This window comes from Sphingobium sp. YR768 (assembly GCF_900111125.1).
GTDB lineage: Bacteria > Pseudomonadota > Alphaproteobacteria > Sphingomonadales > Sphingomonadaceae > Sphingobium.
In genome coordinates this window covers 32,404-48,037 of the sequence record NZ_FOGE01000032.1, presented here as the reverse complement: position 1 = coordinate 48,037, position 15,634 = coordinate 32,404, and the positions used below count along the sequence as shown (strand labels likewise).

Sequence of the window (15,634 nt, the reverse complement as noted above, 5' to 3'; positions counted from 1 at the left end):
GTGCCCAACGACTATCAGGTCGGGCAGACCGGCAAGATCGTGGCGCCCGAAATCTATGTCGCGGTCGGTATTTCCGGGGCTATTCAGCATCTGGCGGGGATGAAGGACAGCAAGACCATCATCGCCATCAACAAGGATGAGGATGCGCCGATCTTCCAGGTCGCCGACATCGGCCTGGTCGGCGATCTCTTCAAGATTGTGCCGGAACTCACCGGCAAGCTGTAGCGGCTCCATGCCCCCAATACTGAAGTGGGCAACATCAGAAAGAATCCGCCGGCCATTATCCGGCGGATTCTTGTCCTTATCGACGCAAGCAGATCAGCGTATGCTGGCCATTGCGTTGCCGGAACCCCGTGCCGATTTGCTAACCTTGTCGATCTGGCCCGCGCTCATGGCGGAGACGAGGGCATCGCCCTGACCCGTGAAGTTGCCGGCAGGCAGATTGACCATGCGCCCCTTCACATCGACCAGAAGCGATTGCACATGGCCACTGCTGTCGGCGATGACCTGACTCACCTGACCGATGGCCTTACCTTTGGCGGACTGGATCATCATACCAGGCTGCACGGCCACAGCATCGCTCGCACTGGCCGCCACGCTGCTGGCAAGGGCCAGTTGACCGCCAGCAGCGCTCGACCCACTATTGGCTGTCCCATTGACAGCGGCGGAGCTGCTGTTCGCGGCCGTGCCGATCGTATCGCGTGCACCCTGAGCCACATTGGCTGCGCCGTTACGCACCGCTCCGACGGTTGAACCGACATTGGAACGCGCCGAAGAAGCCGCATCGCGCACTGCGTCCGTACCGACAAGCTGCGCATTACCCGACGCGGTAGCACTGCCCGATGCATTGCCAGATATCGTGCTGGTTGCGCTGCGGGCAGGCGTATCGAGGGTCTGCCCCACCGTGCCACCGGCATTCGCATTGACCCTACGGTCGACAGCAACGCTGCCGCTACGGCGATCCACCTTGCTACGACCCGTGGAACTGGCCGCGCCGGACACCGTGCTGCCATTCGTACCGCGGACGCTGCCCAGGGTGCTGTCCATCATGCCGCCAAATCCGCCGCCCAGGCTCCCCCCGATACCACCAAGACCGCCAACACCACCACCTCCGCCCAGCAGTTGTGCCGAAGCAGGCGAGGCCGCCGCCAGAATGAGCATGCCGGTCGCGATCAGAATCTTCTTCATGACGAATTCCTTTCCTTGTTCAGGGAGCGCATGGACAGCGCCCTCATCACAGCAACGGAACCCGTTTTGCTTTTCATCCACGACCGCAAAATTTTTATCGTGGGCGGCAGTCTCCACATAAAAGGCCGCGTCCGAACTGGCGATCAGGGCCTTTAGGCCTCAGGTCGCGCGCTTCCCGATCAAGCGCCGCAGGAAGCGCGGCGCCTGCCTTGCCTGCATCCCGCATGAAGGCCGCACGGGCAGCAACCAGCGGCACTGCGAAGGAGGTCCCCCGCACCATCCGCCAGTGCCCGTCCGCATCCATCGCCTTCATGTCAGCCCCCGGCGCGGCATAATCCAGATGCGTTGCACGCCCTGCCTCGATCAACGCACGATTGCGCCCATCGACACCTGTCACCGCTAGCACGGCGGGATAGGATGCCGGATAGGCGATCGGAGCGGCAGGCCCATCATTGCCCACGGCTGCAACAATCACCATACCCCTGCCCATACAGGCTGCGACCGCGCGCGCGAGCAATGGATTGCCCGGCCCGGTCAGGCTGATCGAGACTACGGGAATCCGCTGCCCCTGCATCCAGTCGAGTGCACGCACGATCGCCAGTGCGCTGCCGCCTGCGGGATCACGCCCAAAAACATCGGCCGACACGATGCTCCCCACTCCGGCATGGCGCAGCAGGGAGGCAACCGCCGTACCATGGAAGCTGGCATTCGGTGCGCCTGCCGCAAACCCGCGAACCGCGCTGATCGGCACGGCCGCACTCACGCCCCCGTCGATAATCCCGACCGGCGTGTCGACGCTGCCGCGCTTTGCACTTTCTCCCTTGGCGGCAGACGTGGCTGCACCGCCGCTCGGGAAATAAAGGTGATCGGCGGTAAAATCGCCATCTGGCACGGCCTTGCGCAAAGCCGAAATCGCCGAAGATAGAGCGACACCCTCCGGCACGACCAACTCGGTGGCAGACAGATCCAGATGGTCGAAGGCCTCCACAGATCGTGCCGTGAAACCCATCGCCCGTATCTTGTCGATGGCGGCCGCATCACCGCCCATCATCAAGATGACGCCGCGCCGCGCGGGCTGCCCCTGATCATCCATCTCTGCCGCCGCACGATTGGCGTTCAGGAACTTTTGCACGCGGCCGATGCGATCGCGAGCCATGTCTGCAACGGACCGTACAGGCGCCAGGCCCTCATTGATCGGCGCGAACAGGTCCAGCGAACCCTTGGTTCTATCCAACACGGACGTCACTGCGCCACCCACGTCCGGCAGGCCGATCTGTGCCACCGCAGGCGCAGCCGTGATCAACAATAGGAGGAGGATCGGACGCAGTCTCATCATTCATCATCCTGCCACTCGGAAAATACGTTATGCAATGGATGAAACGGATAATCCCGGCCGTTTCATCCTGTGACATAAGAGGTAAGTGGTTCTGAGCACGCGTTTTGAGGATGAAATGGTGGCACTGCTGCCCCGGCTTCGCCGGTTCGCGGCGGGGTTGACGCGCAACCTCGAGCAATGTGACGACCTTTGCCAGATGACGATCGAGCGCGCGCTGAAATCCCGCCATCTTTGGGCGGAAGGCACGCGCCTCGACAGTTGGATGTACCGTATCATGCGCAATCTTTGGATCGATGAAATCCGCGCGACCAATCGTCGCAACCAAACTTTCAAAGAGGAGGAGGCAGGCCTGTCGGTCGGCGCAGCGGGCGATCAGGAAGCCCGCACCGAACTCGGCTTTGTAGACCGCGCCCTCTCCAGCCTTCCCGACGAACAGCGCGAAGCCGTGCTGCTGGTCATGGTGGAAGGCTATGGCTATCAGGAAGCGGCTGACATCATCGGCTGTCCGATGGGCACACTCAGTTCACGGTTCGTGCGTGGCCGCGATGCCCTACATAAATTGCTGGAGGGCACGTCATGACGATCGACCGAGAAATGCTCGCCGCTTATGCCGAAGGGCAGCTTGCCGACCCAGACCGTGCGGTCGTGGAGGCCGCCATCGCCACCGACCCCATACTGGCGGAGGAAGTCGCCAGCCATCAAGCACTTAAAGCGCGCCTGCAAGCCCATTTCGCGCCCGTGCTCGACAGTCCGGTGCCAGATCGGCTGCTGGATGCAGTACGCGAAAACACGGCATCGACGGCAAAAATCGTGAGTCTGGACGCTGCGCGAGCAACACGGGCAGAGAAACGCGGCCCCCTCTTCACCCGCTGGATCACCGGCGGTGCCATCGCTGCCTCGCTGGCTGTGGGCCTGTTGCTCGGCACGCAGATAGCACCGAAGAACCTTGTGGGACAAGTCGATGGCAAGCTGGTAGCGCAAGCCGCACTCAACACGGCTCTGACCGGGCAACTCGCCTCCGCTGACATGCAACCAGTGCATATTCTCCTGTCTTTCAAGGACAGTGGAGGCCGCTACTGCCGGGTCTTTGATGCCACAACCATGGCTGGCCTGGCCTGCCGCGATGCGGACCGCTGGGCTATCGACCGTATGCAATCCGGCGGCGCAGCCGCAGCGACAGGACAGTATCGCCAGGCAGGCAGCGCACTCAGCGAAATCATGGCGGCAGCGCAGTCCATGGCGCCAGAAGGCGCCCTGACCAGCGATCAGGAAAAAGCCGCGATGGACAAGGGGTGGCGCTAACCAAGATCAGTCACCCGCTGCCGTGACATCCATGCAGCGGGACAGATTATCGGGACGAACATCTGCTGCACGCCCCGACACTCCAGCTTTCGTCCAAGGCCGTCACGGCGGAATAGGCTTGGCGCCTACGATCACTCTTCCTTTTTCCAGCCCATCGCCTTCAGCATGACGTCGAACAGGCGGGTATTGGGGAAGAAGCCATGGACCTGGTCGGCGCCCGGCCCGACGGCGGCGGCAATCACTTCCTCGCCGCTATGATCATCCTGGACACCGATAATCGCATTATTGGCGATCGTCGCGTCCGGCTTGGCGGCTTCAACCGCATATTGCTGCGCCATCGGCGCATTGCGTTTGCCCCCCGTCATGCGCAAGGCAAAACTATGATCGGCGGTGAACAGGATCAGCGTATCCTTCCCCGCGATCGCACTGATGCGACGGATCATCTCGTCCATCTCGATCACATGCTTCAGGCCCTTTTCCGGCTTGTCTGTATGCATGTCCCATTCGACCATCAGGAAATAGCCCTTGGGATTGCGCGCAAGCTGGCCGATCGTGGCCTCGACCGCCGGGATCGGCGCATAGTCGGCATCGCGCAGCACCGCTGCACGACCGGCTTCCCGCACCAGTGCCGGATCGTCACCGAACCGGTAGCCCGCCTTGGCAAAGGCCTGTTGCGGGGTGGTGCCATCCTTGGCGAAGGAAGAGACCGCATCGGCCTGTCCCTTGCCGATCACTATGTCGACGCCATTGCCGAAGCGGGGCGCCAGCATCTGACGGAAAATCTGGTCCTTGTCCTTGCGGGTCGCGACATGCGCAAAGCAAACGGCCGGGGTCGCATCCCAGATCGGCATATTGGTGACGACGCCCGTGGAAAGCCCGCGCTGCTCGGCATATTCCAGGAAGCTCTTGACCGGCGTGATCTTCCCATCCGCCATCGGCAAAGCAGAAACCATGCCGCTGTTGGTCTTCTGCCCGGTCATGATCGCAGTCATCCCCGCCGCCGAGTCCGTCACCCAATTGTCGAGCGCAGACGTGTCGGACAGGCCGACATGGGGCATGGACTGGATGAACAGCGATTGCGGCCGGTCATGCGCCATGATGCCGGCGGCATTCAGCGTCGGAACCCCGCCTGCATCCCCCAGAAGCAGGATGATGTTGCGCGCCCGTGGGGGCTTCGCCCCGGCATTTCCCTGCGCCATGGCCGGAACGGTGGCGAGCATTGCGCCCGCCGCCAGCATGATCCTGATCGATCGAAATATCATCGCCGTCCTTCCGTTCAGAAACGGGCCCGCACGCCGGCCATCAACGTGGTGCCATAATCGGTATAGCCTGCGAAGCGATCGTCGCGGACATATTGCCACTGGACGCCGCCGGCCACGTTGATGCCCTGCACGACGAATGTGACATTGGGCGTAACCTTGTAGGAAATATCGAAATCAAGGCTGCCGAACGGCGATTCATTATTGGCCGCCAGACCCGCGCCGCCAACGTCGCGCAGCACCTTGCCGCGCCAGCTATAGCTGGCCCGCGCGCCGATCGCCCCCTTTTCATAGAAGGCAGTCAGGTTGAAGCTGTCGCCCGCCACGTCGGTCAGGTCGTCACGGAAGGTGGTGCCGTCGGACAGGGCATAGGTGCCCTTGCTCTTCGTATGGGTGTAGTTGGCCTGAAAGCCGAGGCCATCGAACGGTGCCGGCAGCATCCTGAACAGTTGCTGATAGGCGATCTCGATGCCCGCGACATAGGCATTGCCGCCATTTTGCGGCGCGGTCAGGCGATATATCTGGCCATCCAGATCGAAATTACGGGTCTGCTGGAAGACGAAGGTGGTGATATCCTTGTAAAAGGCCCCACCGATCAACGCGCTGCCCGATGCGAAATACCATTCGACCGTGCCGTCATATTGCCATGCCTCGAACGGCCGCAGTTCCGGATTGCCGCCCACCGCCGTCAGCACCGTGGGATTGGAATTGATCGTCAGGCGCGGCGCCAGATCGGCCAGTGACGGCCGGGTGATGACCTTCGATGCGGCCAGATGCATTTGCAGGTTCGACGTGAATTCCGCGACCAGATTGAGCGAGGGAAGCAGATTGCCATAGTCGCGCGCATAGCTGACCGGCAGCGCCGCCGTGCCATTGTCGGCATAGCCCGCCGATGTCTGGCGGGTATGGGCATAGCGCAGGCCGGTGTCACCGCGAATAGTCACGCCGCCCAGAGGAAAGCTGAATTCCGCCATGCCATAGCCACCAATGATCCGTTCATCGATGGCATAGCTGTTGCGGTGATCGCTGCGGGTCAGATCGGCAGCGAGCAGCGCCTCCTTGCCGGTCGCCGCGTCCCAGAAGCGATCGGGATCGGGCATGACCCAGCTGGTCGGCAGGGTCCCGCCGACGCCGCTGAGAAAATCATCGACCGGGAAGGCCTCGAAATAGCTCTCGTCGAAACGCTGCCCGGATATGCCGCTGGTGAAATTAATGTCACGGCGGTTATAGGTGCGGTCCCGCTTCTCATATTTCGCGCCGAAGCGCAGCGCCTGCACCACGCCGTTCAGTTCGCGCGTCACGTCGAAGGTCGCAGCCCGCTGGCGATCGAGCGAATCATTGACGCGATATTCGATCCGGCGGCCCGGCAATGTGGTCGATTTCGTCAGGTCTGCCGTCAGGAAGCTGAGATTGGGCAAGCGCTCACCCACCTTGCCATAGTCGAAGGCGACCTGGCCGACGCTGCCGAGCAGCCGGGTGCGATAGATGGGCGTGGGCGTGTTGGAATAAGCGCGGCCCAGGCTCGCATCGGCGACCAGCGTCCAGCCATTGACGGACCATCTGGCGTTGGCACCAATCAGCCAATTCTCATATTGCAGCCGCGACGTCTCACGACCGATCTGGGTCGATGTATTGACGGTGGCGGCGGTCAGCACGCCATTTTCGATCACCGCCGTCCCCGGCACGATCGCGCCCGGCGTGGTCGCCGAGAAATCGGTCGAGTAGGTCAGCTCGTCATAATCTATATTGAGCCGGCTCCACAGGCCGTCGATATTCAGCTCGAACCGGTCATCGGGCTTCCACTGGATCGCGCCGCTAAGGCCGATGCGGTTGCGGTTTTCGCGCTCCAGCGTCGGGCGCGTGCTGGTCGGCACCAATATGGTGTCGCTGTCCAGAGCCCCGTCGCCGTCGGTATCGATCCGTCCTTCCGTCCAGCCGACACCGGTAACACGGTCCTGCCGCGTGGTGCGCTCGTCATAGACCGCCGCGATCAGCGCGCCGAACGTTCCCTCGTCGTTGACCCAGCTGGCCATGCCGGACAGGCGCGGATCGACCGCATCGGCCAGGCGCGGCGAACTGGCGGTGGCGGACAGGGCCAGCACCGGCTTTTTGAGGTCGATCGGCCGGAAGGTCTGCAAATTGACGATGCCACCGATCCCGCCTTCAGCGAGGTCCGCACGGGGGCTCTTGATCACCTCGACCGCCGACATGAGTTCGGAGGGCAACGTATCGAAGCGGAACTGGCGACCGCTCTGGCCGCTGTCGCGCACATTTTCGTTCACTGCGGCCGACCGGCCATTGAGAGTCACGACCTGGAAATTGGCGCCCAGCCCGCGAATGCGAACGAACACGCCCTCGCCGCGATCGCGCACGATCGACACACCGGGAACGCGCTGCAACGCTTCGGCGATATTCTGGGCCGGGAATTTGCCGATATCCTCGGCCTTCACCACGTCGACGACATTGGTCGCCTTGCGCTTTTCGGCCAGCGCACCGGACAGGCTGGCGGCATAGCCGGTGACGATGATCTCCGGCGCTGCCTCTGTCGCACCTGTCGCCACCATGTCCTGCGGCTGCGCCGTCGCCGCGACGATCAGCAAGGCACCATTGCCCTGACGCCGCACCGCCAGCGGCTTACCCTGAATGAGGCGCTCGACCGCCGCCATCGCGTCCATCCGGCCGCTCAGCGACGGGCCGCTCATGCCGGCGACCAGCTGCGGCGCGAACAATATGTCCGTACCGGTCTGATGGGCCAGCGCCTCCAGCGCCTGACCCAGCGGCTGCGCAGCGATCTGAACGGCAGCCTGGCGCTGCTGCGCCTGCGCCGGGACAGCGCAGAAGGCGGCAAGAGCGGCGCCCAGCACCAGTGAACGGCGCAAATTGCGCGAAGCAGAAACGGTCACGATAATCCCCCGTGGACAGCGGCAGTGGCGCCGCGCCTCCCCGACGCGCTGGCGGGCTATTACCCCACCCCGGCATCACGAATTTTTTTCAGCCGCCCAGCAACACCCGGTCCCCGACTTGCCGAACCGGCACAGACAGCAATTGCGACAGCGCCTGACCGAGCGCGACATTATCACCCATGCGATACATGCCGCTGACCCGCAGGGTGGCCGTGTGGGGATCGGCAATGACCAGCCGGGTCAGGCTATAGCGATTGGCCTCCGCCGCCACTTCATCCAGCCGGTCGTCATGAAAGGCGGCCCGGCCGCTCTGCCAGGCCTGCGTCGCCTCCACATCGGGGCGATCGATCTGCACGGTCTGGGCGATATCGGCGCGGATACGCTGGCCGGCGGAAAGGCTGTGCGGTGCGCCCGCCATCGCTACTTCCGCTCGCCCGGCCACCGCCATCATCGCCAGCGCATCATCGCTATCGCGACGCAAATCGAACAGACCCGTATCAGCGACAAACTGCCCCTTACCAGCATCGATCGAAAAGGGCGTCTCCGCGCGTTTGACGGTCAGCGCCACGCGCCCCCGATCCAGCCACAGGCGCCGACGCCGGGCACTTGCCAGCACGCGCACGTCCGTATCGGTATCCAGGAACAGCAAAGACCCTTCAGCCAGCGCAACCCGGCGCTGCTCGCCGACATCCGTGCGATAGCGGGTGCCAGCCATGGCCGTCTGCATCATCGCCATGCCGCCGCCGCCCACGACCAGCGTGCCGGCGCAAGCGACCAGCACCCGGCGCCGCGACAGTAGCTGCTTGGGCGGCACGGTTGCTGGGCGCGTCAGCGCGTCGGTGCCGGGCACCATCGCCCAGATATCGGTCGCGCGTTCGAAATCGGCCGCATGCGCAGCGTCGGCGGCGATCCAGGCGCGAAAGGCCCGCTCGTCTTCCGTCGTCCGTCCGTCCGCATTCAGCCTTGCAATCCACTCGGCAGCGGTCCGGGGTAAAGGGCGCTCACCGGACATGTCGGGGCTCACCAATCCTTCGTCCATTCGCCAAGGAAGGTCATTGCCCTGGCCATATGCTTCTCCACCGCGCTCTGGCTTATTTCAAGCCGCTCGGCAATCTCGCGATATTTGAGATTGTCGATCCGCTGGAGCAGGAACACCTCGCGGGTCCGCGGCGGCAGGCGGTCGATCCCTTCCGATACCCGCCGGAGCCGGGCCTGCGCCATCAGCGCTTCATCCTGCAAAGGCGCGCCGTCGCGCAGCATGCCAATCGCATCGTCCCCGGCCGATACGCCCCGCACCTTTTCCCGCCGATAGCTGTCGCGCGCCCGATTGACGGCGGCGCGAACCAGAAAGGCTTCCTCATTATCCGGACGATCGACGCGGGCTGCCATACGCACATAAGCATCGTGCAACATATCCTCGCTGTCGGTGCGACGGGTCAACCGCTCGACCTGCGCCAGCAGGCTGCTCCAGCCCGCCCACAGGCCCCGCGATGGCATATGCGTCTGTTCGATGGAATGATCGCCCATGAACAGGGCGATTATGCGCCGCAATGGTCAGTTTCATGACCAGGTCATTGCAATCGAATGACAACAAACCGATTTCGATATCGCAGGCCAGATCGACGGGTCGTGGCAGGATGCGCCCGCCCCCGGTCAGAGCGCCGACATGCTATATTTTCGGTCCTGCCACCGCCACGGCACAGGTCGATCCGGCACCATCGCACGGGGCGTTGACGGAACCGTTTCGCAAAACCCTCAATGCAGTTTCAGGCGCGGCCGCACGATGCGATTGATATGGCTGACCACGATCAGCGCCGGCCCACGCACCCAGCCATGCACGGCGAGCAGGTGCATGCGATAGAGCGACATATAGACGAAGCGGGCCAGCCGCCCTTCCACCGCCATGCGGCCGCCGACCAGCTTGCCCATCAGCGATCCCACCGTCGAATAGCGGCTGAGCGACACCAGCGACCCATGATCCTTGTAGGCGAAGCCCTGTAGCGACCGGCCCGCCATCAGTCGGCCGAGATTGGCGAACACAGTGTCCGCCATCTGATGCGCGGCCTGCGCACGCGGCGGGATCGGCCGCTCCGCCTCTTCGGGCGTGTAGGACGCGCAATCGCCCATCGCGAAAACCCGGTCGTCCGCCAGACTCTGAAGCGTCGGCCGCACGATCACCTGACCGGCGCGGGACAGTTCCAGACCGTCCAGCCCGTCCCGGATCGGCGCGGCCTTGACGCCCGCGGCCCAGACCTGAAGATCGGCGGCAACGAAACCGCCATCCTTCGTCTCCATACCCTCCGGCGTGGAAGCGGTCACGGCCACACCGGCGCGCACCTTGACGCCCAGCACTTCCAGTTCCTCGCGCGCGGCGTCGGCCAGTCGATCGGGCAAGGCGGGCAGGATGCGCGGCCCCGCTTCCAGCAGCGTCACATCCAGCCGCTTGCGATCGAACACCTCCAGCCCATAATAGCCCAGCGCGTCCGCCGCATTATAGAGTTCCGCCGCCAGCTCGACCCCCGTCGCGCCACCGCCGACGATGGCGATCCGCACCCGCGCATCCGATGCCGGGTCAGCCGACATGGCGCGCGACACGCGCAGGCAGTGGTCGAGCAACTGGTCGCGGAAACCGTCCGCCTGCGCCCGGCTGTCAAGAAACAGGCAATTGTCGGCCACGCCGGGCGTACCGAAATCATTGGTGACGGAGCCATAGGCCAGCACCAGATAATCATAGCGCACCGAATGGGCGCGCACCACTTCACGCCCCTTGGGATCGAACACCGGCGCAATATGCACGCGCTGCGCACCACGATCGATGCTTTGCAGCGTGCCGTACAGATAGCGATAGCCCCAGCGGTGGCAGTGGCTGCGATAGCCGACCTCGTCCAGGCTGGCGTCCAGCGATCCGGTCGCCACCTCATGCAGCAGCGGCTTCCAGATATGGGTGCGGTTGCGATCGATCAGGATGATGTCATGCCGCTTGCGCCCATAGCGGGCGCCCAGCTTGCGTGCGAGTTCCAGCCCTGCTGCACCGCCACCGACGATGACGATCTGGGTTTTCTTGTCGGGGATCACGCACATTCCTCCTCGATCGACGGGCCGGCGCATCGATCGCCGACGCACCGGTTGTGCATTGCAATAGGCCGCCCGCCGTCGCAAAGCGAGGCGTGGACAAGCAGAATTTCACCGAACGGAACCGGCGCGATATCGTCGCCATCGCGACCCGCCATTTCTCGGAAAAAGGGTTTGCCGGCGCGCGCGTGGATGAGATCGCGGCCGCGACCGCGACGTCCAAGCGGATGATCTATTATCATTTCGGCAGCAAGGACGGGCTGTATCGCGCGGTCCTGACCGAAGCCTATCGCGGCATCCGATCGGCCGAACTGGATGCCGAACTGGGCGACCTGCCCCCGCTCGCCGCGCTCGAACGGCTGACCGCCCTCACCTTCGACTATCATTTCCATCATCCCGAACTGGTGCGGCTGGTGATGGACGAAAATATTCGCGGCGGCCCGCATGTCGGCGAAATTTCCGAAGGGCATAATGAGATCGTCCTGCCCAAGACGCAGGCACTGATCGATCGCGGCATCGCCGACGGCAGCTTCCGGCCCGGACTGGACGCCGTCGATCTGCACATGACGATCAGCGCGCTTGCCTTCTACTTCATATCCAACCGCCACAGCTTCCACGCCATCTTCGGCGTCGACATGACCAGTCAGGCCGCTGCCGACCGGCGCCGGGCGCAGGTCATCGACAATATAGTGCGCTATTGCCGGGCTGATCCCTGAGGGCTGGGAGTGAAGCATGCCGGGCGTCAGAATTGCATCTTGACCTGGCCGCCCAGCGCCAGCGCATCATTGGTCCGCCGGTAGGAGAAGGCGCCGGGATCGAGAATATATTGCAAATCCGGCCGGATGCTGAGCCAGCGCCGCAACTGGATGCCATAGCTGAGTTCAATCGCCGTCTCCCCCATAGGCAGTGCGGCATAGCCGCCGGGAAGATCCTGCGCCTCGGCCGCTACGCGCCGCAAACGCGGATTGACCTGCGCATGCACGATACCCAGCGAGATGCTGTCCGCATCGCGACCTGAGAAGGTGCCGATCTTGACCAGACCCGCCGCATACCAATGGGTAATTTGCGCCGACGCCGCCGGATTGGCGGTAAACTGCCCGAAGATCGACAGGCCCCGGCCGGCATTGCCTTCGCGCAGGATCATCTGGTCGGCCAGCGCATAAAAGCCATAGCGGCCGCGCAGCGTGCCATCCTCGCCCCGCCGGGCGGCGCGCGAACTGTCATAATAGACGCCCAGCTTGTAATGGCCGGGCAACACCCGGCTGCCCGGCGCGACACCCGGATCATATTCCACTTCCAGCGGCAGCAGGATGCCGGTCGTGCCGCCGACAAAGGGCCGGAAGCCATTGTCCAGATCGTTAAGGCGCGGATTGACCTGATACAGGCCCGTCCGCAACGCCAGGTCCGGCCGCAAGCGATAGCGCACGGCCGCACCCCAGCGCGCATTGGGATAATTATACCAGCCGCTATTGCCCGATTCCGACAGCGGATGCGCGCAGAAGGCGGCATTGACGAAATTGCAGCCCAGCGGCATCCCGCCCAGATCATTGCCCATGGCAAAGAAACCCAGCCGCAGATTGAGCCGGCCATCCGCCAGATTCTGTTCATAGCTGAGTTCGGACAGGCGCGTATTATAGGCGCCGGCGGCCTCCTGAATCGGCAACCGGTTGCCCACGAAATCGGACGATATGCCCACGCCCCGCCGGTCGTTGAAGGTGACATGCACGGTCCCGCCGGTCAGGCCGGCAATCCGGTCCATGTCGAAATCGAATCCGCCGCGCAATTGCTGGGTATAGGCCGTGCCGCGCCGCTGGCCGCCATCCACGGCCGAGAAGGTTTCCGACACATAATCGGCGCGGACCGTGATCCCCGCCTGCTTCAGGCGGGTACGCAAACCGCCCCAGTCGCCCGTCAAAGTCTCGCGCGGCGGCGCGGCCGTCTTGTCCGGCGCAGGCGCGGCGTCCTGCGCAAAAGCGCCCGCCACCGGCAGGAGCGACAACAGCCCCGCCACAGTCAGGCGGGCCAGCGGATGAATGATCTGGGCCAAAGCCCCTCCCTCCCGCACGGCAACACAGCGCGCGGCAACATGAATGATGACAATAGGCGGGCGGAGCGGCGCCGGGCCGCTCCGCCACGGGTTCAGCGCAGCGTATAGGCGATCACATAATCGCCGCGGTCAGGCGACTGGCGCGCACCGCCCGCCGTCACCACCACATATTGCTTGCCGCTTTTGGGCGACTTGTAGCTCATCGGACCGCCCTGGCTGCCGACCGGCAGACGGGCTTTCCAGACCTCCGCACCGGTCGCCGCGTTGAAGGCGCGCAGGTAGAAGTCCTGCGTACCGGCGATGAAGACCAGCCCGCCCTGCGTCGCCAGCGTCCCGCCCAGCGTCGGCATGCCGATCGGGATCGGCAGGCCCATGCGGATGCCCATCGGCCCGGTGTCGCGCACCGTACCCACCGGCACCTGCCACTTGATGGCCCGGCTCTTGAGGTCGATCGCGGTCAGCGTGCCATAGGGCGGCGCCTGACAGGGAATGCCCAGCGCCGACAGGAAGCGATCCTTCACCACCGAATAGGGCGTGCCCTTCAGCGGAACGCTGCCCATGCCGGTGTTCACCGCTTCGCCAGCGCTGCCCGATTGCCCCTTCTGCGCCGCCGTCTGCGGGAACATCTGGACCCACAGGCCAAGGCGCATGTCGTTGATGAAGATGGTGCCGCTGGTCGGATCGGTCGAAATGCCGCCCCAGTTCATGCCACCCAGCGATCCGGGGAAGCTGAGCGACTTGTCGGTGCCCGGCGCCGTATACAGCCCCTCATAGCGCATACCCTTGAAGGCGATGCGGCAGAGCAGCTGGTCGAACGGGGTCGCGCCCCACATATCCGCCTCGGTCAGCGGACCGACGCCGATCTGCGGCATGCCCAGCGACTTGGGCTGTGTCAGCGAATAGGGTTCACCCACTATATTCGCAGGCTTCACCGGCACTTCCTTGACCTGCGTCAGCGGCTTGCCGGTGGCGCGGTCGAGCACATAGACCTGCCCCGCCTTGGTGCCGAAGACGAGCGCGGACACCTTGCGGGCCGCATCGACGGGGAAGTCGACGAAGCTCGGCTGCATCGGCAGGTCGAAGTCCCACAAATCGTTATGAACCGTCTGGAAATGCCATTTCTCTCGGCCGGTCGTGGCGTCGAGCGCCAGCATCGACGCGCCATATCTATGATCGAGCGCACTACGGGTGACGCCATAGAGATCGACCGAGGCGCTGCCGACCGGCATGAACACGGTGTTCGACGCCGAATCATAGGACATGGCGGCCCAGACGTTCGGGGTCGACCGGGCATAGGTCTTGCCCGCTGCGGGCGCGCCGGTGATCGCCGGATTGCCCGGATCGAAGGCCCAGCGCAGCTTGCCGCTGATGACGTCGAAGCCACGCATCACGCCGCCGGGCATATCGACCTGCACATTGTCGGCAACGCGGCCACCGACCACGACGGTCGTGCCCGCCAGCGTCGGCGCGGAGGTCAGCTGATATTGGGGATCGGGCGCATTGCCGAGGCCGACCTTCAGATCGACCCGGCCGTTGGTGCCGAAGTCAGAGCAGAACTTGCCGGTGTCGGCATCCAGCGCGATCAGTTCGGCATTGATGGTGTTCATCAGAATGCGGCGCTGGCAGGCAGCGCCGGTCGGCACGGTCACCGCCGTCACCGGCGTCGCGCCGGGCAGGCTGGGCTGCTGGATCGGCGCATGCGCATCGAAATAGGCGAGGCCCCGGCAGCGCATCCAGACAGACGCCTTGGCGTTGACCAGCGTCTTCCACTTTTCGCGGCCGGTATCGGCGTCAAGCGCGATGACATTGTTATGCGGCGTACAGACGAACAACGTGTCGCCAACCTGCAACGGCGTATTCTGGTCCTCTGCGCCATTGCCATCGCTCAATGCGATGTCACCGGTGCGATAGGTCCAGGCAACCTTCAGCTTGTCGACATTGTCGCGGGTAATCTGGTCGAGCGCGACGAAACGGCTGCCACCCGGACTATTGCCATAGGCGGTCCAGTCCTTCTGCGCCTGCGCCGGATCGACCGGCACCAGCGCTTCGGCCTGACCGGCGAACGGCACAGTCGGGTGCGGCACGAACATGCCGGCCGCCCCGACGATCGACCCCAGGCCGACCAGCGCAGCAACCAGCAAGGCCGGCCGCCAGGCAGGCGCCGAACCATCCCGGCGCCGCAGCAGCGGATAGGACAGCGCCACCACCGTCGCGCCGACGCCAATGGCCAGCAGCCGGGAGATCAGCGGCCAGAAACTGAAGCCCACTTCCCACAAGGCCCAGAAAATGGTGAGCAGGAAGACGGCGCCGAACAGCAAGCCACCGCTCGCCCTGCGCAGCGCGATCAGCCCGCCCGCGCCGATCAGCGCGACGCCGGCGATCAGAAAATAGAAACTGCCGCCCAGGCTGACGAGTTTGACCCCGCCAATGGCAAAGAAAAGTCCGGCGGCCAGAATCACGGCCCCCAACAGAAGCAGCCAACCGCGGATCAGCGGCTGGCCGTGCATTTTCGTGCCCGTCACGCGGC

At 64.1% G+C, this 15,634-nt stretch carries 13 protein-coding genes; 4 read left to right on the top strand and 9 right to left on the bottom strand.

Annotation, left to right across the window (positions count from 1 at the left end):
- Nucleotides 1–225: electron transfer flavoprotein subunit alpha/FixB family protein (locus BMX92_RS22620; protein ID WP_218145830.1), on the top strand; the 225-nt coding region annotated here is incomplete at its 5' end.
- A gap of 93 nt (nt 226–318) precedes the next feature.
- On the opposite strand, the gene BMX92_RS22615 is transcribed toward BMX92_RS22620, so the two are convergent.
- Nucleotides 319–1,188 (bottom strand): hypothetical protein, encoded by an 870-nt coding sequence (locus BMX92_RS22615; protein ID WP_143066849.1) that lies wholly within the window; start codon nt 1,186–1,188, stop codon nt 319–321.
- 94 nt (nt 1,189–1,282) lie between these two features.
- Complete coding sequence (locus BMX92_RS22610; RefSeq protein ID WP_371262511.1) at nt 1,283–2,524, bottom strand: S8 family serine peptidase; 1,242 nt, start codon at nt 2,522–2,524, stop codon at nt 1,283–1,285.
- 115 nt (nt 2,525–2,639) lie between these two features.
- On the opposite strand from BMX92_RS22610, the gene BMX92_RS22605 reads away from it, so the two are divergent.
- On the top strand, nt 2,640–3,104 hold the full coding sequence (locus BMX92_RS22605; protein WP_093020762.1) for a sigma-70 family RNA polymerase sigma factor: 465 nt from the start codon (nt 2,640–2,642) through the stop codon (nt 3,102–3,104).
- Complete coding sequence (locus tag BMX92_RS22600; RefSeq protein ID WP_093020746.1) at nt 3,101–3,826, top strand: anti-sigma factor family protein; 726 nt, start codon at nt 3,101–3,103, stop codon at nt 3,824–3,826. The genes BMX92_RS22605 and BMX92_RS22600 overlap by 4 nt, the downstream gene beginning before the upstream one ends.
- Before the next feature lie 131 nt (nt 3,827–3,957).
- Here the strand turns inward: BMX92_RS22600 and BMX92_RS22595 are convergent, their stop codons facing one another.
- From BMX92_RS22595 to BMX92_RS22575, 5 genes are all read right to left on the bottom strand, one after another.
- A complete protein-coding gene (locus BMX92_RS22595; protein ID WP_093020744.1) occupies nt 3,958–5,088 on the bottom strand; it encodes an alkaline phosphatase in 1,131 nt (376 codons plus the stop codon).
- Nucleotides 5,089–5,102: 14 nt separating this feature from the next.
- Nucleotides 5,103–7,988, bottom strand: coding sequence for a TonB-dependent receptor (locus tag BMX92_RS22590; protein ID WP_256213559.1), 2,886 nt, complete (start codon nt 7,986–7,988; stop codon nt 5,103–5,105).
- Nucleotides 7,989–8,076: 88 nt separating this feature from the next.
- Nucleotides 8,077–9,000 (bottom strand): FecR family protein, encoded by a 924-nt coding sequence (locus BMX92_RS22585; RefSeq protein ID WP_093020760.1) that lies wholly within the window; start codon nt 8,998–9,000, stop codon nt 8,077–8,079.
- Between the two features lie 8 nt (nt 9,001–9,008).
- Nucleotides 9,009–9,539, bottom strand: a complete 531-nt coding sequence (locus BMX92_RS22580) for an RNA polymerase sigma factor (RefSeq protein ID WP_256213558.1) — start codon at nt 9,537–9,539, stop codon at nt 9,009–9,011.
- Between the two features lie 204 nt (nt 9,540–9,743).
- Nucleotides 9,744–11,069: an NAD(P)/FAD-dependent oxidoreductase gene (locus BMX92_RS22575; RefSeq protein ID WP_093020740.1), complete on the bottom strand. Its 1,326-nt coding sequence runs from the start codon at nt 11,067–11,069 to the stop codon at nt 9,744–9,746.
- Between the two features lie 86 nt (nt 11,070–11,155).
- On the opposite strand from BMX92_RS22575, the gene BMX92_RS22570 reads away from it, so the two are divergent.
- A complete protein-coding gene (locus tag BMX92_RS22570; RefSeq protein ID WP_093020738.1) occupies nt 11,156–11,776 on the top strand; it encodes a TetR/AcrR family transcriptional regulator in 621 nt (206 codons plus the stop codon).
- A gap of 26 nt (nt 11,777–11,802) precedes the next feature.
- On the opposite strand, the gene BMX92_RS22565 is transcribed toward BMX92_RS22570, so the two are convergent.
- Nucleotides 11,803–13,107: a carbohydrate porin gene (locus BMX92_RS22565; protein ID WP_093020736.1), complete on the bottom strand. Its 1,305-nt coding sequence runs from the start codon at nt 13,105–13,107 to the stop codon at nt 11,803–11,805.
- Nucleotides 13,108–13,199: 92 nt separating this feature from the next.
- Nucleotides 13,200–15,614 (bottom strand): glucose/quinate/shikimate family membrane-bound PQQ-dependent dehydrogenase, encoded by a 2,415-nt coding sequence (locus BMX92_RS22560; protein WP_093020756.1) that lies wholly within the window; start codon nt 15,612–15,614, stop codon nt 13,200–13,202.
- Between the last annotated feature and the right edge of the window lie 20 nt (nt 15,615–15,634).

What these genes read in the sequence shown, in the direction of transcription:
- BMX92_RS22575 (WP_093020740.1), bottom strand. Translation starts at nt 11,069, where the DNA reads ATGTGCGTGATCCCCGACAAGAAAACCCAGATCGTCATCGTCGGTGGC.
- BMX92_RS22615 (WP_143066849.1), bottom strand. Translation starts at nt 1,188, where the DNA reads ATGAAGAAGATTCTGATCGCGACCGGCATGCTCATTCTGGCGGCGGCC.
- BMX92_RS22560 (WP_093020756.1), bottom strand. Translation starts at nt 15,614, where the DNA reads ATGCACGGCCAGCCGCTGATCCGCGGTTGGCTGCTTCTGTTGGGGGCC.
- BMX92_RS22595 (WP_093020744.1), bottom strand. Translation starts at nt 5,088, where the DNA reads ATGATATTTCGATCGATCAGGATCATGCTGGCGGCGGGCGCAATGCTC.
- BMX92_RS22605 (WP_093020762.1), top strand. Translation starts at nt 2,640, where the DNA reads ATGGTGGCACTGCTGCCCCGGCTTCGCCGGTTCGCGGCGGGGTTGACG.
- BMX92_RS22600 (WP_093020746.1), top strand. Translation starts at nt 3,101, where the DNA reads ATGACGATCGACCGAGAAATGCTCGCCGCTTATGCCGAAGGGCAGCTT.
- BMX92_RS22610 (WP_371262511.1), bottom strand. Translation starts at nt 2,524, where the DNA reads ATGATGAGACTGCGTCCGATCCTCCTCCTATTGTTGATCACGGCTGCG.
- BMX92_RS22585 (WP_093020760.1), bottom strand. Translation starts at nt 9,000, where the DNA reads ATGTCCGGTGAGCGCCCTTTACCCCGGACCGCTGCCGAGTGGATTGCA.